The following is a 19,867-nucleotide window of genomic DNA, read 5'->3' as shown; positions in this document are numbered from 1 at the left end:
TCGGTCTCATAAATTGGCAATTGATTCTCTAATTTTACGAATACAAGCAATAGAGTAGGGATTATCACTATGAATACAAACGGTATCCGCTTGTACCGCTAATGGTTGTCCTGTAACGGTCGTAACGCTTCCATACTTTGCTATCTGCATGACTTGATAATAGATATCGTCGCTATTGTGTATTACGGCTTTGGGGTGATCTCTTGGGGAAAGTTGCCCATTATCAGAATAGGTTCTATCAGCAAACGCTTCAAATAGTAACGGCACATTAAAATCATCGGCCATTTCTAGGTATTGCTGGTTCTCCGAGGTGGACAAAATCATAAGCGGTAGTGAATAAACTTGCGCGGCTTTGGCGATGGCTCTAAATATGGCCGGAGAGCGCATCATGTCGTTATAAAGAGCACCATGAGGTTTTACGTACTCAACCTTTGCCTGATGCAGTTCTGCAAGTGCCTTTATTGCACCAAGTTGATAGAGTACTAAGTGGGTGACTTCAGCTTCTGTATGGGCGATCGAACGTCGTCCGAAACCTTGAATGTCGTTGTAACTCGGATGAGCGCCTATTTTTACCGAATGCTTCAGTGCCAATTGAATGGTTTGTGACATTATATTTGGGTCGGAGGCATGAAAACCACAGGCGATATTCGCCATGTCTATCCATGGCATAACTTCTTCATCTTCACCCATTTTCCAATGGCCAAAGCTTTCACCCATGTCACAGTTAATTGATAACTGTTCAATACTCATCTGAACCTCTTTTGTCTTCCTTGAAATAACCCTAAAGGGCTTGCAACGATTTTACCGATATAAGAGTCCATTTTATTTATTTGATAAATAATTAATGGGGTAAAGCCAACAAAATGGTAATGTTTACTTTCTAATGTTTGAAATTATACGACGGCGGTTATTGATCAGTATCGCTATTCAAAAAGAAAATGGTTATCTGCGTGTTAATTGACCTACTCTGCTGCTAGTATGTGACTAGTTCTTACCTACATTTTTATAACTTTTGTTTTTACACTTTTTGAGGGGGAGATATGGAGCTGGGTCTAATTGTTGTTTTTATAATTGCAGCAGCACTTATGGTACGAAAAGAGATGAAATCTAAATAGTGTTTTCCCTATTTGAATTAAAAAAAGACCGCAATGCGGTCTTTTTTGTCGATAAGTAAAAAAATCAATTAAGAATCAATAACATATCAGCAGTCCCATCCTCAAATTGAACGTCGAGTTCAAAACCAAGTTTTTGTGCCAGAGTTAACATCCCTCTATTAGTAGGCATTGTCATACCTGACATTTGCTTTGTGCCTTTGTTTTTACAAAAGTCGATGATCCTTGTCATTAATATTCGGCCTAAACCACAGCCTTTAAGATCAGAACGGATCAGGATAGCAAATTCTGCATCGGTATTATCTGGGTTAATTAACGCTCTAGACACACCCAATATCTCACCTTTTTGGGTGACGGCAACAAAAGCAATCTCTCGGTTGAAATCTATTTGGGTTAGATTGGATAACGCCTCATGATTCAACTCACCCACTTCAGTAAAGAAGCGTTTGTAGAGATCTTCCTTAGACACATTATTAATAAAGGAGGCGTGAGCGGGTTCGTCTTCGGGCAGGATAGGGCGAAGTTTGACTTCTTCGCCACTTTTTAGGGTCACATATTCTTCCAATTCTACCGGGTAAGGGCGGATAGCTAATCGTTGGTGTGGGTCACCTGTAAACGGCTTTAGAGTCAGGTCTGCATCTAATATGGTTAGTGACTTGTGCCCAACAAGAAGGGGATGGATATCCAGTTCATGGATCTGTGGGTTGTCGATGATCATTTGAGAAAGTCGGACTAAAAAGTCGCACAGTAGATCGATGTCAAGATTGCTGGTTTTCTGGGGCCTTATCGTGTGTCCTTTAATGGCGCGGATAATAAGATATCTCGCTAACGCCATGTTTAAAGGTAGGATACCAACAGCCGCATCTATACTTTCATCCCATTCAGATCCCCCTTCGCCCAGCATAATTACGGGGCCAAAGGTGGCGTCTGTCTTGACCTTAACCCTTAATTCATAGGCTCCAATTCGGCTTGCCATCGCTTGGACTAACAAACCGTGAACATTTGCAGAAGGATAGTTCAGTTGTACACCATCAAGGACAGATTGGGCGGCGGTTTGAACCTCGATGGGATTACGTAAATTAAGAACCACACCGTGTACATCAGATTTATGGGCGATGTCTGGTGACCGAAGTTTTACGGCCACGGGATAACCGATGGTGTCTGCAATTTGAACCGCTTCAGAAGGCTCTTGTGCTATCCATGTTTCCAATACGGTAAACTTATAATTCGACAGTAATGGCGTTATCTCATGTGTATCCAGTACCAATGTATTTGCCACATTTTCTGAGCTGATTTCGCTTGAATGTTGTTTTGTAAGTTCTGACTCAAACTGATTGGCAAGCTTGGTTTCTATCCAACTGCGTGCTTGTTGCTTGTTTTTGACATCGATCTGTTCGGAACTGGTTGGCGTTTCTATGAGTTGTTTCTGATTTCTTCTGTATTCCACTAAGTGCATGTAGGCGACAACAGCGCTTTCGGGCGTTCTGTAGGTTGGTATGCCAGCTTGTGTGAATAAAAGTCGTGCTTCCCTTGCGGTTTTTTCGCCACTCCAGTTGGTCAGTATGTTGAAGCGTTTGTGTCGTGGATGCGCTTTTACACAATCGATAATCGCTTGAGCCGTTTCAATAGAATGTGCAATTGCGGATGGGCTATGCATGATAAGAAGGGCGTCAATATCATCGCTATCGAGTAATGCATTTACTGAATTCACATAACGACTTTTATCTGCGTCACCGATCATATCGATGGGATTACTTTTCGACCATGCTGGTGGAAGCGCTTGATCCAACTTTTCAATAGTTTCGTTACTGAGTTCGGCCAATTTACCACCTCGCTCTAGCAAAGTATCCACGGCCATTATTGATGGGCCGCCTCCGTTGGTAATGATACCGAGTCTTTCGCCTCTTAATGGCACCGCGTGAGTCAGTGTCTCTACGGCTGCAAACAACTCATGGGTGTTTTTTACTCTTAACATACCCGTTCGACTGATCGCCGAATCGTAAATGATATCTAACGTATCGTTGCCTCCGGTGTGACGTTGCGCAGCCCGTCGTCCAGCGTGTGTTCGGCCACCTTTAAGGACCAATATGCGCCGATTTCGAGAGGCCGCTCGGGCAGCTGACATGAACTGACGAGCATCTTTGATAGAGTCTATATAGAGAAGGATCGCCGCTGTTTTGCTGTCGGTACAGAGATGATCAAGCAATTCAGCCACGTCGATATCACTTCCATTACCGATGGATACAAAAGCAGAGAAACCGATGTCTTTGTCGTTTGCCCAATCTAAGATGGTAGTGCAAACCGCCGCCGATTGAGAAACAAAAGCGATGTTGCCTTTCGCTGCACTGACAGGCGAAAAAGAGGCATTAAGGTTTAACCAAGGAAGGATAAGACCCAAACTGTTTGCGCCTAACACTCGAATACCATTCGCTTTCGCGATAGCGAGGCACTGTTGTTCTATGGTTTCTCCATCGTTATTTGTAATATGCATATCGGATGACAGTACAATTGCTGCCGATACCTTTTTTTCGGCTAGTTGCTTAAATATGTCTACGTTGCGTGACGCATTGGTGCAGAGAACGGCGATATCAGGCGTAATAGGTAATTTATCAATAGAGGGATAAGCAAGTACACCACATACCGCCTTATATTTAGGCGTAACCGGCATAATGGCGCCCTGAAATCCGCCTTTTAACAGATTATTCATGACTACTTCACCAGCCCTAAAAGGTCGGTTTGATGCTCCGATAACCGCGATAGAAGTCGGTTTAAGCAGTTTTGAAATATTATTCATAGAAACCTCGGGTGTATACCGGTTTATCAATAATAATAGATTTCTCATTGAATGAATTGTCTATACTTTATCTATGTGACAGAGCATACCGTATTGTTCTGCGAGACTGTGCCTTAGCTCACATCCTAATGGTATCTATTAGCATTATCTACTTGATTATATTGCGTTCAATAGGCATGATTTGCGTAGCTTATTAAGGAACTTATGAATTGTTTATGAGAAATATTTCTATTATTGCTTTGTCTATTTTGCTTACCGCTTGTTCATCTGGTGAAATGATCACCGATGTAACGAGTGAGAGTCATCAAGAAGAGTATAAAACTAAACCAATGGTCGAACCGATGAAAGAGTCGACTGTAATGGAATCCGATGTCGGGGTTACCGCTGTAGCACAACAACAGGTTGTTAAAGCACAAGCCTCTCAACCCAAGCCGTCTACTGCCACGCGTTCTAGTAGCAAGATGATCAAAATCTTGCCGCCGACTCAAAAGCAAGAAGCAAAGATGATGCGTTTTGGCTACACCATACAAGTTATGGCCGTAAGCAGTTCTCAGAAAGCGTTGAGTTATGCAAACCAGTTACCAGAAGCGCATCCGGTTTGGGAGCATCACAAACAGGTGAAAGGAACAGATTGGTATGCGGTTTTATATGGTGATTATGCTACTAAGTCTGAAGCGAAAGCCGCAATTCAAACGTTACCTAAGTATTTCAGAGACTTAAAACCCTTTGTTAAAAGCCTAGACGAGATTAAAAACTCCTCTTATCCGAAGTTGGTTAAGATAAAGTAATCTTGCAATTGGTATAGTCGCAACTCATTTTGCTTAAAATATTAAAAGGAACCCTTGGGTTCCTTTTTTTTGCTTGAATTATGAACGAACAAATGACTAGATTGTGTCAGGCGCTATTTTTTACTGTACCTCAGGTATCAATTGGTTATGATTAGAATTCGATAATAATGTTGTTGTTTCGCGGAATGATCTTAAAAATGAATAAAACATCTATTCTTCTCTTATGTGGTGGTGGTTCTTCAGAGCATGAAGTCTCTTTGGTATCTGCGGCTTATTTATTGGATCAACTTCAGAAACAACCAGAGTTCGAAGTCCACTTTGTGGAAATAACCAAAGATGCGTGGCTGCTTGATGGTGCTCATGTCAATTTGGATATCAATAAGAAAGCGTTAATATTGACTACTGGTGTAATCAAAATTGACTATATTGTACCGTGTGTACATGGATACCCAGGTGAAACGGGCGACCTTCAGTCAATGTTCGAACTTGCTGGTATTCCTTATTTTGGTTGTGGGGCACAAGCGAGCACGAATAGCTTCAATAAAATCACCTCTAAACTATGGTACGACGCGATTGGGATCCCGAATACACCCTATTTATTTCTGGTTAATGCTGACCAGAAATCATTAGATAAAGCCTCCCAAGCTTTTGATAAATTTGGGAAAGTCTTTGTTAAAGCAGCATGTCAGGGATCGTCTGTTGGCTGTTACAGTGTAACTAAAAAAAGCGAATTGGTAGAAGCTATTGAATCTGCTTTTCATTATTCCGATCAGGTTCTCATCGAAAAATCGGTCAAACCGCGAGAATTGGAAGTTGCGGCGTATGAATATCAAGGGGCACTATTTGTCACTAAGCCTGGCGAGGTGATTGCACCGGACAATGCCTTTTACACTTATGAAGAGAAATATAGCGCAGATAGTCATTCTCATACTGAAGTTGAAGCAAGCAATCTTTCGGCGCAGCAGTTATCGGATATTGAAATGTTTAGCAGAACCGTATTTAATCAAATGAAATTGAAGGACTTATCTCGCATCGATTTCTTCTTAACCGAAGAGAATGAACTCTTGTTGAATGAGGTTAATACTTTTCCTGGAATGACTCCGATCTCTATGTTTCCTAAAATGGTTGAACATAACGGGCATCAGTTCAGTGAATTTTTAGCCAGCGCGATAAAAAGCGCACTTAATCCCAAGGTTTAATCACTTTATATTTCGTCATTTCGTTTTCCGCTACACGCTTCATTTGTAAATATTGCGCTGGCATTGCAGGGCTAAGCCAGCGACCGAAATCTTGGATATCCCTGATATTGTAGCCCTGTCTTTCAAGCTCTTGAGTTGCACCTACTCGGGCTGACTGTCCTGTAAATCTGTAGTGGTTGGCCAAACCCAACAAATCACTTGCTCTTCGAAGGATCCGATAAATTGAAGAGTCATCTAGCTGATGCATTCCAATGTTGTTGTGTTTGTCTATGCGACGGAAAAGGTACCCTTGCGATCCCGTGAGAAATTGAATCCAATTAAATAGGGCAGAACCAGCTTTGTCACTCAATTTGTATGTCATGTCATTCAAGCTCACACACCACTGATTGTCAATCTGATCTACATCGTTCAATTGTAGGTTCTTTAGGTTTGTTCTTTTCAAAGCGCACTCAAACATGACGTAATAAATCGCAAGATCACGGTGACCCCGTAACGTATTATCCCGACTCAATAACTCATCTAATGAATCAAGGTGTTTTGTTGTCAGGGCGTTTGCTTGCCTTGCATCACCTTGTTTCTGAAGCCTTAATTGCGACAGAGTAAATTGTATTTGGCGATGTGCTGTCGGGACTGGATAGCCATGTAGTTTATGTATGGTGCCAATAGTGATGCTGTAACGTCTTATGGAGGCGAACTTACGCTCTCTAGACTCATACTCGAGAAACATACGTATTGCTGTAATGGATGCTGGCAGGGCGTTAACATGTTTTGCTTCACAAAACGAAACAAATCTATTCCAGTCGGTTGTCATAGCAAGCACAGAACTAGGGGAATATTGTGTGTCTGTTAACTGATTAATGTCATCTTTAACTACATGATTATTATATTTTTTTCTACTTACATCACGCACTATGATATCCGTGATTGGGGGAATGTTTTTCTTGATCATAGTGCACTATAACTTGATGGGCTGAATGAAAGAATATACTTGAATATGTGACAATTACAATTATTATATAGTGACGAAAAACAAAAAGAATATTCATTATGGCTACGACGTTTCATAGAGGATACAGCATTCAATCCGGTGCTGATAAAGATGTTTGGCATGTCAGGATTAAAAAGCAGATTTTGTCTGGTAATTTGCCAGCGGTTAAGAAATCGGTAGATTGGTGGTGCGATACCGCGACCATTATAGATCCTATCGAATTCGCGTCTCTCGCGCCTAAAAAAGAAGAAGAAGTAACTGAGCAACATGAAGAGTACAATGGCCAACTATTAAAAAGTGACAGTGGAGCTAAAAACTCTTGGTACTGTTTTTTTAATGGCAAGCTTATTAAGGGCTCTAAAGATGCTATCAAAAAGCATATCGATAAACACGTCGCGGTAGCGGCAATAAGAAAGAAATAATATGTCTCTTGTATATTCAACAGAAATCGGCCGAATTAAACCAGAAGAACAAAAAGTAAACCGTCCAACGGGTGATGGTATCGTAAGGATACAGAAACAGACCAAAGGGCGAAAAGGCAAGGGTGTTTGTATTGTCACTGGGCTTGATTTCGATGATACAGCACTAAAGTTAGTCGCAGCAGAGCTCAAAAAGGTTTGTGGCTGCGGCGGTTCGGTAAAAGATGGGACCATAGAGATACAAGGTGACAATCGTGAGAAAATTAAGGCTCACTTAGAGAAAAAAGGTTTCACAGTTAAATTGGCGGGTGGTTGATAAATTGTTAACTCAAGCAGTCCGAGCAATCATAGCCAACGTCGAGTTGGCTTTTTTATTGATATCATGTTGATCAAAAGCTTAGTTAGTCTGGTATAGGTGCAGTAAAGCTAAACCAACGATTATGTAGAGGAAATCTTGAATGAAACAATCAATTATTCATATAGCATTAGTCGTTAGGGACTATGACGAAGCTATCGATTTTTACGTTAACAAGTTGCAATTCGAACTAGTCGAAGATACCTATCAGCCAGAGCAAGACAAGCGCTGGGTTGTCGTTTCTCCACCTGGCTCTAACGGTGTCACACTGCTGCTTGCACGAGCGTCAAAGGCAGAACAGCATAACTTTGTTGGAAACCAGTCTGGAGGGCGTGTATTTCTATTCTTGAACACGGATGATTTTTGGCGTGATTACAATAGAATGATAGAGGCTGGGATCAAATTTGTTAGGCCTCCCCAAGAACAAGATTACGGTGTGGTCGCCGTGTTCGAAGATCTTTATGGAAACCTTTGGGATTTACTCGAACTGAATGAAAATCACCCTATGTCAGTAAGAATGGCACATCAATAACCTTAAAGGATTATCTAACCGATCATATTGAATCAATTGGTTGGTATTCCCACTGGATATACTTTTTCTTAAGTATATCCACAGCCACGAAAAGAATCATTCCCGTCCAATATCGTAAAATACCAATTCAAAGTAATTTATGTTTATCGTAATCGAGTAAATGTTTAACCAGTAATCGCACGGCACCCGCCACTCACCTAACTATAAAAAGTAACAAAAACGGCTACGGAAAATGAATTTGACGAACATTGCTTGATTATAGGTTCAATAAGAGTCAATTATTTCTGCGTATTTCACCTTACTAGATCGAATAAATCATCATCCCAAAAAGACAAATTAACCCTTCGATTGATTAGTGTTTCTATACAAATCTCGAATACTTCTTTTGTAACATATAAGCAACAAAATAATTTACTTTTTGCAGACTAGATCGATTAAAGAGATATCTATAACAGCCATTTCTTAAATAGAGATCATCGTCACTTTTTGTCTACATAAACACAAATACCATAATATGGAATTATATATTAATATATTCCACAATGTGGAATCTATGGAAGTGATATTGAAATATTTAAGGACATGAGTAAGTTATGGCATTAGTTGATACACAACATGAAAGCCTCTTATCTATAAATAAGCTGACAAAACGTTTTTATAACTTTGTCGCGTTAGATTCGGCATCTTTTCATATCCATAAAGGACGCTGCGTTGCCTTATTAGGAGAAAATGGTGCGGGAAAATCGACACTCATTAAAACGTTAGCTGGTATTCATAAAAAATCGTCAGGAGAAGTTCTATTTAAAGGGGATCCTATTGAGGATGCCGCCCGAATTATTACGTCAAATAAGGTTCCTATTGCATTTATTCACCAGGATTTGGGCCTTATTGAGTGGATGACGGTTGCCGAAAATATTGGATTGATGCTTGGATTCCCGAAAAAATGGGGATTTATAAACTGGAAAAAGGCAGAGGAAAAAGCGCAAGAAGTTCTAGGTTTGGTTGGCCTTGATATTAAGTCTTCAGAACGAATATTTAACCTTAGTGCTGCCGAAAAATCTTTGCTTGCAATTGCGCGAGCTCTGGTTGCCGATGCAGAAGTGTTGATTCTGGATGAGCCTACCGCTTCTCTTGTTGCAAGTGATGTGGGAAGGATGTTCCAAGTACTAAAACGTTTAAAAGACAAAGGTGTAGGGATGATTTATGTCTCTCATCGATTAGATGAAATACATGATATTTGCGATGACGTTGTTGTATTACGCGATGGAAAAATGGTTGGTTCGGGCTTAGTGGATGATTACTCAATCGACGATTTGGTAGAACTTATTGTTGGTACCAAAAAAGAGATGGACTATCGCACACCACTTAAAACAAACGCAGACATAGTTTTACAGATAGAAGGTCTGCAAATTGGTGATCTTGACCCTTTCAGTATGAGCTTGAGAAAAGGAGAACTGGTTTCACTAGTCGGATTACGTAATGCGGGACAAGAGATTATTGGTCAGGCTTTATTTGGTCGGTTAAATATAAAGTCAGGTTCCGTTCACCTCAATGAGGACCTCGCTAATTTGTCTTCGCCAGCGAATAGCATAAAAAGTGGTTTTGCTATGGTCGCCGCAGATAGAGTTAAAGAAAGTATATGTGCTCCAATGAGTGCGTTAGAAAATCTAAATTTAAACCCTACCAATCTTGGAACCAGTAATTTCACTTTTCTTTCTAAAGATAAAGAGCAGCAAACAACATTAGATTTGCTGCGTAAGTACGACGTGCGACCGATGGACCCAAATATCGCGATTAGTTCCATGAGTGGTGGGAATCAACAAAAAGTGATTCTAGCGCGTTGGTTCAGTATGAATAAACCCGTGATGATTCTCGACAATCCGACCGCTGGTGTGGATATAGGTGCACGGGCAGAAATATATAAAATTATGCAAAAAGCTATCAGTCAAGGCTTGTCAGTCATTGTGATATCCAGTGATTTTGAAGAGGTTGTAAATATTTCAAATCGCGCGTTGGTATTCAACAGGGGAAGAGTCGTTAAAGAATTATTAGAAGGAGACGTAACGGTCTCTAATTTATTGAAATATGCATCAGGGTCAAAAATAGAAGAGGTTGAACATGGCTACATCTAATGTCAAGTCCACAGCGCTAGAAACGGAGATTACGATGTCGTTAGGGCTCGGAAATATGCTTACTCAAGTTGCGATGCGGTACGGATTACTCATCCTTACCGTGCTGCTTATATTCATATTTGGACTCTCGACTGATACCTTTTTTTCCATGCTAACGTTGCAAGCCATATTGAGTGAAAAGAGTATCGTCGCTATTTTAGCACTTGCGGCCATGGTTACCATGGTGACCGGGAAAATGAATCTTAACGTTGGATTTGGCGTTACTTTTTGGCACGTTTTTGCAATCACACTTCAGCAGAGGTATGGCTTTTCTTGGGAGGTTGCCGCTGTCATTGTAGTGATGTGTGGGTGTCTTTATGGTGCCTTTAATGGAATGTTAGTCGCCCTTGCCGATATCGATTCATTCGTCGCAACTCTTGGAACAGGTACCGTAATTTATGCCGTGTCACTTTGGCACACTGGAGGTCGACAAATTGTCGGAGCTTTACCGGAAAGCTTTTATAACTTTAGCGGCCTTGAAGTACTTGGATTGCCGATTATCGTTTTTTATTTAGCGGCGATCACGATAGTGCTCTGGTTGATTACCGAATACACAGCGCTTGGAAGAAAATTGTATGCCGTTGGTGCAAACCCAAACACAGCCACACTAAATGGTATCAACACTAAAGCGTGTTACATCGGTTCATATATTTTGTCAGATGGTCTGATAGCTTTCGCGAGTGTTTTATTGGCCTCTCATATAGGTATCGGTTCATCTTCTGTCGGTCAAGACTACATGTTACCCGCATTAGTGGGGGCTTTCTTAGGGTCAACAACGTATAGAGCAGGGCGAGTCAACGTTTGGGGTACGCTAATCGGCGTTGCCCTCGTTAGTGTTGGTATCTCAGGGTTACAACAACTTGGTACGCCATTCTTTGTCGAGCCACTGTTTAACGGCGGCATCTTACTCATTTCAATTACTCTGGCCGGTTTTAGCCAGAAACGTAAACAAACAGCAACAAAAAATAACGTGAAGGTGAAATAATGAAAAAAGCGATAAAACTCTTACCGGTACTCATAGGTATCACTCTTACATCGCAAGTTTTGGCTGATGAAGCAAGTGATTATGTACAGCTAGCGAAAGAAATAGTTATGCAAGCGTCTGTGGATTCTTCGGAGCCGTTTTCTATTCCTGTTGGCCCTATGGCGGCCAAAGAAAAATCGGTAATATTTATTGCCTCGGACCTAAAAAATAGTGGTGTGTTGGGGGTTGTAAAAGGTTACGAGGAAGCGGCTAAGGAGATCGGTTGGAAGGTACGTGTTTTGGATGGTGCAGGTAGTGTGCCATCACAATCGTCAGCGGTTAAACAGGCGTTAGCGCTTCAACCAGATGGTATTATTATTGGTGGATTCACACCAAATACTATGGTGCGTAGTTTACGTAAAGCAAAAGAACTGGGAATTAAATTGGTCAGTTGGCATGCCACACCAGAAGCAGGCCCAATCGATGACTTGTATATTGATACTAATATTACCAGCTCGGCAGATGATGTAGCGAAAGTCTCGGCAATGTATGCCATTGCAAATTCTGACGGTAAGGCGAATGTTGTTATCTTAACGGACGGACTTTACAGCATAGCGGTACATAAAGCAGACGTAATGAAATCTTATATTGAGAAATGTAAGGAATGTTCTGTACTTAGTTATGAAGATACACCTCTAGCGAATACATCTGCACGTATTCCGCAACTAACGTACTCGCTTGTACAAAAATACCAAGACAAATATAACTATACGTTAGCAATTAATGATCTCTATTTTGACTATATGTCACCAGCTTTAAAGTCGTTGGGTAAAGAGAAAGGTGAGGGGCCTTATAATATTTCTGCAGGCGACGGTAGTGAATCGGCCTTCGAACGTATTCGTAATGGAGGCTTTCAAAGTGCGACTGTCGCCGAACCTCTTAACTTACACGGATGGCAGTTGATTGATGAACTGAATCGTTTGTTCCAAGATCAACCCGTTAGTGGCTATGTTACGCCTGCTCACCTAGTAACTATGGATAATATCCATACTGCTGGAGGTGACCGAAACCTTTACGATCCAGAAAATGGTTACCGAGATTTTTATAAAGCGTCTTGGGAAACTAAATAAGAGGAGTAAACGAGTTATGTCTTACAAAGAAGCGATCCTTTCTGAGTTAGTAAAGGTCAGTTGTGGACATATTTGGTGTGAGGGTGCTGCATGGTTGCAGCACTCTAATCAGTTGCTGTTTTCTGATGTAAAGAAAAATGCAATGTATGTCTATGACCCCAAAAGTAAAGAAACGACGCTAGTGACAGATCAATCCAATTTTTCAAATGGAAACTACGCTCTGTCCAATGGAGATGTTGTGACATGTGAACATGGTCGCCGTTGTCTTGCTATACGCAGTAAAGACAACCTTTCGGTTGCCAAAATCATAGTCGATAAATTTGACGGAAAACGCCTAAATTCTCCAAATGATGTCGTTGAGCGTAAGTCTGACGGGACTATCTGGTTTACTGATCCCCCTTATGGAATCATTAACGATGAGGAGGGATTTAAATCGGAAAGCCAAATGATTGGTTGTTACGTTTATTGTTACAACCCAGTCACGAATTATTTAAACATCGCTACCTCTGACGTCCAACGTCCCAATGGTTTGGCATTTTCGCCTGATGAATCAACATTATATGTCGCTGATATGTCTATTGTGGATTTTCCTACTCAAGGATTAAAACACATCAAATCTTTTGATGTTGAAGGTGAAAGACTGCTCAATGGTCGTCTAGTCTATGAGGTAGAAAAGGGTATCCCAGATGGAATGACAGTAGATAACTTTGGCACACTCTATTGTAGCTCGGCAGAAGGTATTCTGATTCTAAACGCCAATTTGATTCTAATAGGTAAGATACCCATTCCGGAAAGCGTCTCAAATTGTATTTTTGATGCTGTGCAAAACACCTTATATATTACCGCTTCCAGTTCAGTTTATGCGATTGAAATAGACTGCGAAGCTTTATCAATGATTTCGGAGCCTTTATGTGGATAGGTAAATTTTCGGCACAAGATTATAAAAACTTGCTGCCAAACAAGTTTGTTAAGGCAATAGATTTTGTCGCAAATCAAGATCTTGAATCAATAAAACTGGGTAAACACCAGATAACTGGTTTAGATATCGAAGATGCTTTTTTTGTAGTAATGGAGTACCAAACTTCTCAAAAAAGTAGTGTGGGTCCAGAATGTCACAACAACTATTGTGACGTGCAATTTATCGTCTCTGGTGAAGAGAAATTTGGCTGGGCAGAGTTAACCGATTCAACTAAAGCATCTCTGCTAAAGCAGTTTGATTATGAAACTGATCGTGATATTTGTTTTATTGACGAAGATAGTGTGCGTCTTTCATATATTGAAATGAAACTAGGTGAGTTTTACCTGTTCTCACCTCTTACCGTTCATATGCCCAATTTGACAGTGACAGAGGATCAACGAGTACGTAAGGTTGTTATCAAGATAAAACAGTCATAGCGTCAACTTTGCAAATAAGTTGAGTCATTCAATAGAAGGGACTATTTCCATCAAAAAGTGTAGAATCTGATGAATGAGTTCGCCTACGAATAAAAACCAACAATGAGTTGGTTTTTACGAGTGGGAAAGGCCTCATTTATAAAGAAAAATGTTATGCCATTGATCGAGAATTGAATTAGTAAGTCTTTTTATTATGATAATTAATGGTCAATAAATCCTAAATTCAAATATAATATTATCAATAATAAAAGAAGTCGTGTGATTCAAAATGCAATCTGTATATAAAACTTTTGATGTGTTAGAAAAAATAGCCTGTACTGAAGGCATAAGCCTAGATCTTCTGTGTAAACAATCAGGTTACCCTAAACCCACAGTTCATCGCATATGCAAATGCTTATCTAACAGTGGTTATGTTCGACAGTCTTCTGGTGGACTTTATTCTCTAACCACTAAGATGGTGACGATGGGGTATTCGACTATTCAAAATGATTCTCTATTGAATGAAGCCGTGCCTTATTTGGCTGAGTTAGCGAACAGAATCGGTTTCATTGTCAATTTGCAGAGAAGGGACTTCGATAGTGTTATCCTACTGAAAAAGCAAGAGCCAAAATTATCGGCATTTCACACAAATGCACATGCTGGTTTAACGTCATCGTTGACCCATTCTGCTTGCGGTAAGGTAGTGTTGTCTTATTTTACGCCATTAGAAAAAGAGAAGTACTGGCAAACGCATTGTCAGGATCTTGATGCGTTGGTCCATTTTGGTGAGAACGATATTTCGACAAAAGATGAGTTTTTAGCAGAATTGGATATCATTTATGAACGAGGCTTCGCTATCGATGGTGAAGGGAATGAGTCTGGTATCACCTGTATCGCAGTACCTTTAGAAGTTAGAAAAGAAGCGTCATACGCGATCAGTGTTTCAGGATTAACGCCAGAAATAAATCGATATGGGCATCAACGTCTGTTAACTGAACTGGGTAAAGTCGCTCAAATATTATCTGGTAAATTGACGTAATGAACTTTCAATTATAACCGTGCGACTAACGCCTAGATTCGTTTCTACAAGTAACTATCTTTAGCGTTAGATTCTCTCGAGCATGAAAAAGGGAGAATGAATTCTACGTCACGCGCGCATTCATTTAACATAATATACGTAATACGCACTAAAAGATGGGGAATGAGTATTGTTCGTTCAAATTCTTTGTTGTAGCTATTGTTGCTATTTTCTTGAATTCAACTTTCTCCAATTTTTGCCATATTACGTTTACTAGAGATGGTCGCGGACACATACGATGATCGTCGATATAGACAAGACGAAAAGCCTCTAAAATGTTTGAACATGACAAAGGCAATGAACCGCGTTGGAGGCACATATTAGTTATATAAATATATTTAGAAACAACGGTTCAATTTCAAAATGAAAAGCTTTAACATTGAAAAATATAAATAAATTGGACAAATAACAATCATGTTAGAAGCTTTGGTTCTGAATGTTATAGTGTACTCAGTACTACCACTATACTTTTTGACATTGAATTCTCGAGTATGCATTGCGTCACTCTATGGGTATATTGCGATTACCTTATTCGTAGGTGGATTAGCCGGTGCTATATACTCTTTTCCTTTCTCTGAATCTTTGAATATATCTGGCGGAAACCTTGCTTACGGGGCTTTCATGATGAGCACGGTAATGTTAATTATTATTGAAAATGATACCTGTACGTTTAGGAATATGATTCGCTTGGTGTTGATGGTTGATACATTCGTCTTTTTTGGATTCAGCTTCATGGCATGGTTACTCGGTTCTGGATTAGTTATAGACCCATACAACCTGCCCCCTTCAATTTTTTACGTTTCTTTTTTGGTACTTGTTATCGGTGGAGTTTTAATATTGGGTGAAATTCTGCTGCTCTTGTTTGTATTCCAGCAAGTTCGTAAGTATTTTTCTAGCCTGTTCTCGGTTACTTCTATTTTTACATTGACGTTTATTTTGATCCTCTGCGCCGATGGTATATTTTTCCCGCTTGTCGCTTTCGCATTAGGACTTAGTCCCGTATCCGTCAATATCATTTTTGGTAATATATTGGGTAAGTTGATAATTGCGATATGTTATAGTTTTCCTCTGTTAGGTTTCTATTTGATTTTTCGACAAAAACTCTCACGATTCATTTCGACGCCATTGAGTCTAAATGAGCTGTTCGGAGCCCCTAGGGACCAGCTATTAGATACTTTGCAACGTTACGAAATTCGAGATAAGCAGTTACAACGTGACAAAAAAGAACTCACAGAAATTGCAGAGCGAGATCGGCTAACTTCACTCGCAAATAGACATAAATTTGACGTTATGTTTGAAAAAGAATGGTATCGATGTCAGCGAGAAGGACAGTCTTTAACATTGGTGATTGGGGATATTGATTTTTTTAAACAGTACAATGACACGTACGGACATCATCAAGGAGACGAATGCCTTAAAAAGGTTGCAAGGCTTTGGGGTAATATTTTTGAAAGATCATCCGATCTTCCTGCGCGGATTGGAGGTGAGGAGTTTGCAGTTATAGTACCAAACTCCTCTTCGGAAGAGACATTGTTTAGTCTTCAGAATTTTCTTGTGATATTACAAGAAAACAAGATTCCCCATAGTACATCGTCTATTTCTCCGTACGTTACCATGAGCATAGGTGTAGCAAGTATTATTCCTAACAAAGAGTTTTCAACTAACGATCTGTTTGTTACTGCTGACAAATGCTTATATTCAGCTAAGCATGCAGGAAGGAATACGATCATCGTTAAATCGCTTATTTAGAGCCTGCAAAAGCAGGCCTTAAACGAACTCAATGTTACTGAACGACTTCACCACTATCTATAACGGTTTTGCGAACTATGTCTGAAAACGCCAGTGCTTCTTCCCGGATTTTGTCTTCGTCGACCGTCAGTATTTTCTTATCTTGCATCAACACTTTACCGTCAACAATAGTATGTCGAACGTTTGTCGCATAGGCAGAATAAACCAAAGCTGAGTAAGGGTTGTAGACAGGAACCATATTAGGAGCCTTGGTATCAATCACAATAATATCGGCTAGCTTTCCTAGTTCTAACGAACCTATTTTGTCTTCCATATGCAATGCTCTAGCTGCACCCATCGTTGCCATATCGATAACCTTGATTGGCGGCATTGCTGCGCGATCATGATTAACTAATTTGTGTACTTTGGCCACCTGGCTAAACTCGTCGATAGTGCTCAATGTATTACCGGACATCGGTCCGTCAGTTCCCAACCCGATACGGATGCCTTCGTCATACATTTTAAGCGCTGGTGATACACCTTTTGCAGATTTAATATTCGCACTCATATTATGTGCAACGCCCATATCGCTCTCTTTTACGAGTTCAATATCTTTGTCGTCAACCAAAATCATGTGAGCGCCGACCAGTTTGTCATTTAGAGCACCAATGTCATACATGTATTGAACTGGGCTTTTGCCGTCACTTATCTTGGCTATTTTTTCTTGTTCACGCTTAGACTCTGCAAGGTGAATCAATACAGGGACGTCTTTTTCTTTAGACAATTGGGCAATTTTTTGTAGAATCTCGGTGGTATTGGTGTAAGGCGCATGTGGTGCAAATGCTGGTGTGATACGCGGATGGTCTTTATATTCTTCAATAAAGTTGAGTGCGTATTGAATGCCCTCTTCAGCATTTTTAGCATCAGCTACTGGGAACTTAATGACGGTTTCACCAAGAATAGCACGCATACCAATTTGGTCGACAGTCTTTGCCACTTCATCTTCAAAGTAGTACATATCAGCGTAGGTAGTTACACCTCCCTTAACCATTTCCACATTTCCTAGGTTGGCACCAATACGAACCATGTCACGAGAAACCAACTTCGCCTCGAGTGGAAAAATGTAGCGGTGTAATCGATCGGGAACGTCATCCGCTAGAGAACGAAATACCGTCATTGAAACATGGGTGTGGGTATTAATAAGGCCAGGCATGACGATGTCGCCGTCTACGTCAAATGTTATGTCCGCTTCATATTGACTGGCAATAGTACTGTCACCAACAGCAACAATTTTATTGCCTTTAATGGCGACCGTTCCTTGATTGAATACTTGTTTTTCTGCATTCATCGTTAGCACTGTAGCATCAGTAATTAAAATATCGACTTTTTCTAGCGCAAAGGTCGATATTGAAAACAGACTTGATGCCGCGATAGATAACGCTAAAAATGTTCTGTTAAGTGTCATTATGTGTTCCTAATTTGGTGTGATAAAACCGTAGTACTTGTCAGTGGTTGGTTTTTTACTTTGTATATCTTGGGATAAGCGTCTAGTAAAGGGTAATTTGATCAACATTACAGTTCTTTCATTTTGTGGGGACGACCTAATTATTGACTGCGTATTTTAATACCGAAAACCAATTTTATCCGATGGTTTAATCACACTTATCAATAGATATGATATTAGAATCGATTTACTGCTGTTATATCTATCATCTATGAATATATCTTTGACCTAGCAATAATGGTTAATGGCTAGGTTTTCTTATCGTTCCTTGAACTGAACCGCTAGATAACTCGCCAGAACTTCTCGCTATTCAGACGCTTTGATTGATTCGAGTCAATATATACCAATCAATCATTCGTTAAGCTTATGGGTCGTTTCCTTAAACTGATAAATCTATCAGGTAATTACTGTATGAATGGTAAAAATTGTAGTTGTTCAGAGCTGTTGTCTATCTTAAAAGCTCTTCCGGATAGGGTGTTTATTTTGTCAGAATCAGGCAAGTTTCTAGATGTCTTTGGTGGCGTTGATACGAAGGTCACTTATACGACAGATTCTATAGTTGGCTTAAATCTAGAAGATATTTTGAGTAAGAGCAAAGCGAGTGAGTTTCTCGCTAAAGTGACGGAAGCATTAGAAACGCAGAAGACTCAACATTATCTTTACAGCTTCACTCCTGATAATTTTCCAATAATACCGAATATAACGATCCCGGAAACCACCCAGTGGTATGAAAGTCGTATTCAGCCTCTAACAAGTCCTATCCATGGAGAAACGGCTGTAGTGTGGATTGCTCGAAATATCACCTCTAATCAAGAACATCAAGATCGACTAATTGAATTGTCCGAACTTGACGACCTTACGCAACTACTCAATCGTCGTGCTTTTAGCATGAAAGTAAATCAGTGTTTTGGATGTGTAAAAAGGAACAATATAGAAACGGCCCTGTTAATAATCGATATCGACCATTTCAAATTGGTTAATGATACTTATGGGCATCTTTTTGGTGATGAAGTCATACGAAGTGTAGCAAATATACTAAAAGAAGAAGCACGTGATATCGGCAATGTTGGCCGTATCGGTGGCGAAGAATTTGCAATCCTATTGAAAAATACAGGCATTAATGATGCCCTTCTATTTGCAAGGCAGATATGCCAGAAAATTGAAGAATATCGTTTTACATTTAATTCAGATCAAACTCGCGTGACGGTCAGTATTGGAGTAGGTAAAGTGAGTCGTGATGATGTAGGGCAAAACGATGTGTTTCATCGAGCAGATAAGGCACTGTACGAATCCAAATCAAAAGGCCGCAATCGAGTAACAGTCAATTGTATTGAAATGGACTGTAAACAATAAATGATCCAGATTTCGGTGTTGTAACCTCCTAAGATTTTTCTATCCTCCGGTTTGTTCAATTGCTTCGCATTTGGTAATGCGCTCTGAAGCGATCCTGCTATGCATAATCATTCTCATATATCCCCTCAAAATTAAGATTTCACTTTGTTTCGACCGGTAATGTACTGGCGCTAACGATAAATTCTACAAGAAAAAGTCACAGCCGTGCTCTACGTGAAATCTGACGGGTTTAGCGGGCAGTTAACCATAGATTTTACCGTAATAACCAATCAAACAACGGGCTGTTATTCCCACCAAGAATAGCAAGTGCTCACCAACTAATCACTGCACAACTCTCATCAGAACATTAAACTGATTAAACAAAGCCCTGTGTAATTC

At 40.1% G+C, this 19,867-nt stretch carries 17 protein-coding genes; 13 read left to right on the top strand and 4 right to left on the bottom strand.

Going from position 1 to position 19,867, the window contains the following annotated elements; translation table 11 throughout:
* Window positions 1-6 precede the first annotated feature (6 nt).
* Together L3V77_RS17820 and L3V77_RS17815 are read right to left on the bottom strand one after the other, a co-directional pair.
* Entirely contained in the window at window positions 7-750 is a 744-nt protein-coding gene (locus tag L3V77_RS17820) for a 5-oxoprolinase subunit PxpA (RefSeq protein ID WP_275137603.1), read from the bottom strand.
* A 429-nt stretch (window positions 751-1,179) separates the two neighbouring features.
* Window positions 1,180-3,906, bottom strand: coding sequence for a bifunctional acetate--CoA ligase family protein/GNAT family N-acetyltransferase (locus L3V77_RS17815; RefSeq protein WP_275137602.1), 2,727 nt, complete (start codon window positions 3,904-3,906; stop codon window positions 1,180-1,182).
* Between the two features lie 215 nt (window positions 3,907-4,121).
* Between L3V77_RS17815 and L3V77_RS17810 the strand changes: the two genes are divergently transcribed.
* Both L3V77_RS17810 and L3V77_RS17805 read left to right on the top strand, forming a co-directional pair.
* A complete protein-coding gene (locus tag L3V77_RS17810) occupies window positions 4,122-4,694 on the top strand; it encodes an SPOR domain-containing protein (RefSeq protein WP_275137601.1) in 573 nt (190 codons plus the stop codon).
* A 197-nt stretch (window positions 4,695-4,891) separates the two neighbouring features.
* A complete protein-coding gene (locus L3V77_RS17805) occupies window positions 4,892-5,893 on the top strand; it encodes a D-alanine--D-alanine ligase (protein ID WP_275137600.1) in 1,002 nt (333 codons plus the stop codon).
* Here L3V77_RS17805 and L3V77_RS17800 read toward each other — a convergent pair.
* Window positions 5,877-6,839 (bottom strand): tyrosine-type recombinase/integrase, encoded by a 963-nt coding sequence (locus L3V77_RS17800; protein ID WP_275138251.1) that lies wholly within the window; start codon window positions 6,837-6,839, stop codon window positions 5,877-5,879. The genes L3V77_RS17805 and L3V77_RS17800 overlap by 17 nt on opposite strands.
* Before the next feature lie 101 nt (window positions 6,840-6,940).
* Here L3V77_RS17800 and L3V77_RS17795 point away from each other — a divergent pair, with 101 nt between their 5' ends.
* The 10 genes from L3V77_RS17795 to L3V77_RS17750 all read left to right on the top strand — a co-directional run bounded on the left by L3V77_RS17795 (window position 6,941) and on the right by L3V77_RS17750 (window position 16,653).
* On the top strand, window positions 6,941-7,303 hold the full coding sequence (locus tag L3V77_RS17795; protein ID WP_195706352.1) for a DUF3319 domain-containing protein: 363 nt from the start codon (window positions 6,941-6,943) through the stop codon (window positions 7,301-7,303).
* A 1-nt stretch (window position 7,304) separates the two neighbouring features.
* Complete coding sequence (gene yciH / locus L3V77_RS17790; protein WP_275137599.1) at window positions 7,305-7,616, top strand: stress response translation initiation inhibitor YciH; 312 nt, start codon at window positions 7,305-7,307, stop codon at window positions 7,614-7,616.
* Between the two features lie 142 nt (window positions 7,617-7,758).
* Complete coding sequence (locus tag L3V77_RS17785) at window positions 7,759-8,187, top strand: VOC family protein (protein ID WP_275137598.1); 429 nt, start codon at window positions 7,759-7,761, stop codon at window positions 8,185-8,187.
* A gap of 593 nt (window positions 8,188-8,780) precedes the next feature.
* Entirely contained in the window at window positions 8,781-10,319 is a 1,539-nt protein-coding gene (locus L3V77_RS17780; protein WP_275137597.1) for a sugar ABC transporter ATP-binding protein, read from the top strand.
* On the top strand, window positions 10,306-11,343 hold the full coding sequence (locus L3V77_RS17775) for an ABC transporter permease (protein ID WP_275137596.1): 1,038 nt from the start codon (window positions 10,306-10,308) through the stop codon (window positions 11,341-11,343). Before L3V77_RS17780 ends, L3V77_RS17775 begins: the two co-directional genes overlap by 14 nt.
* Window positions 11,343-12,452, top strand: a complete 1,110-nt coding sequence (locus L3V77_RS17770; protein ID WP_275137595.1) for a substrate-binding domain-containing protein — start codon at window positions 11,343-11,345, stop codon at window positions 12,450-12,452. Before L3V77_RS17775 ends, L3V77_RS17770 begins: the two co-directional genes overlap by 1 nt.
* 16 nt (window positions 12,453-12,468) lie before the next feature.
* Window positions 12,469-13,371: an SMP-30/gluconolactonase/LRE family protein gene (locus L3V77_RS17765; RefSeq protein ID WP_275137594.1), complete on the top strand. Its 903-nt coding sequence runs from the start codon at window positions 12,469-12,471 to the stop codon at window positions 13,369-13,371.
* Window positions 13,362-13,847 (top strand): YhcH/YjgK/YiaL family protein, encoded by a 486-nt coding sequence (locus L3V77_RS17760; RefSeq protein WP_275137593.1) that lies wholly within the window; start codon window positions 13,362-13,364, stop codon window positions 13,845-13,847. Before L3V77_RS17765 ends, L3V77_RS17760 begins: the two co-directional genes overlap by 10 nt.
* A 268-nt stretch (window positions 13,848-14,115) precedes the next feature.
* Window positions 14,116-14,865, top strand: coding sequence for an IclR family transcriptional regulator (locus tag L3V77_RS17755; protein WP_275137592.1), 750 nt, complete (start codon window positions 14,116-14,118; stop codon window positions 14,863-14,865).
* A 453-nt stretch (window positions 14,866-15,318) separates the two neighbouring features.
* Window positions 15,319-16,653 carry a diguanylate cyclase gene (locus L3V77_RS17750; protein ID WP_275137591.1) on the top strand — a complete coding sequence of 445 codons (1,335 nt, stop codon included), beginning with the start codon at window positions 15,319-15,321 and terminating at the stop codon, window positions 16,651-16,653.
* 34 nt (window positions 16,654-16,687) lie between these two features.
* On the opposite strand, the gene L3V77_RS17745 is transcribed toward L3V77_RS17750, so the two are convergent.
* A complete protein-coding gene (locus L3V77_RS17745) occupies window positions 16,688-18,097 on the bottom strand; it encodes an amidohydrolase (protein ID WP_275137590.1) in 1,410 nt (469 codons plus the stop codon).
* A gap of 450 nt (window positions 18,098-18,547) precedes the next feature.
* On the opposite strand from L3V77_RS17745, the gene L3V77_RS17740 reads away from it, so the two are divergent.
* A complete protein-coding gene (locus L3V77_RS17740) occupies window positions 18,548-19,489 on the top strand; it encodes a sensor domain-containing diguanylate cyclase (RefSeq protein WP_275137589.1) in 942 nt (313 codons plus the stop codon).
* Window positions 19,490-19,867 lie beyond the last annotated feature (378 nt).

This window comes from Vibrio sp. DW001, assembly GCF_029016285.1.
In the GTDB taxonomy this organism is placed as follows: Bacteria; Pseudomonadota; Gammaproteobacteria; order Enterobacterales; family Vibrionaceae; genus Vibrio.
Note: the sequence above shows the minus strand (reverse complement) of the source record. Positions and strands in the feature narration are given on the sequence as shown.

Bases quoted from the DNA above. Each gene is read 5' to 3' on its own strand.
- L3V77_RS17820 (WP_275137603.1), bottom strand. From the start codon at position 750: ATGAGTATTGAACAGTTATCAATTAACTGTGACATGGGTGAAAGCTTT.
- L3V77_RS17815 (WP_275137602.1), bottom strand. From the start codon at position 3,906: ATGAATAATATTTCAAAACTGCTTAAACCGACTTCTATCGCGGTTATC.
- L3V77_RS17810 (WP_275137601.1), top strand. From the start codon at position 4,122: ATGAGAAATATTTCTATTATTGCTTTGTCTATTTTGCTTACCGCTTGT.
- L3V77_RS17805 (WP_275137600.1), top strand. From the start codon at position 4,892: ATGAATAAAACATCTATTCTTCTCTTATGTGGTGGTGGTTCTTCAGAG.
- L3V77_RS17795 (WP_195706352.1), top strand. From the start codon at position 6,941: ATGGCTACGACGTTTCATAGAGGATACAGCATTCAATCCGGTGCTGAT.
- yciH (WP_275137599.1), top strand. From the start codon at position 7,305: ATGTCTCTTGTATATTCAACAGAAATCGGCCGAATTAAACCAGAAGAA.
- L3V77_RS17785 (WP_275137598.1), top strand. From the start codon at position 7,759: ATGAAACAATCAATTATTCATATAGCATTAGTCGTTAGGGACTATGAC.
- L3V77_RS17780 (WP_275137597.1), top strand. From the start codon at position 8,781: ATGGCATTAGTTGATACACAACATGAAAGCCTCTTATCTATAAATAAG.
- L3V77_RS17775 (WP_275137596.1), top strand. From the start codon at position 10,306: ATGGCTACATCTAATGTCAAGTCCACAGCGCTAGAAACGGAGATTACG.
- L3V77_RS17770 (WP_275137595.1), top strand. From the start codon at position 11,343: ATGAAAAAAGCGATAAAACTCTTACCGGTACTCATAGGTATCACTCTT.
- L3V77_RS17765 (WP_275137594.1), top strand. From the start codon at position 12,469: ATGTCTTACAAAGAAGCGATCCTTTCTGAGTTAGTAAAGGTCAGTTGT.
- L3V77_RS17760 (WP_275137593.1), top strand. From the start codon at position 13,362: ATGTGGATAGGTAAATTTTCGGCACAAGATTATAAAAACTTGCTGCCA.
- L3V77_RS17755 (WP_275137592.1), top strand. From the start codon at position 14,116: ATGCAATCTGTATATAAAACTTTTGATGTGTTAGAAAAAATAGCCTGT.
- L3V77_RS17750 (WP_275137591.1), top strand. From the start codon at position 15,319: ATGTTAGAAGCTTTGGTTCTGAATGTTATAGTGTACTCAGTACTACCA.
- L3V77_RS17745 (WP_275137590.1), bottom strand. From the start codon at position 18,097: ATGACACTTAACAGAACATTTTTAGCGTTATCTATCGCGGCATCAAGT.
- L3V77_RS17740 (WP_275137589.1), top strand. From the start codon at position 18,548: ATGAATGGTAAAAATTGTAGTTGTTCAGAGCTGTTGTCTATCTTAAAA.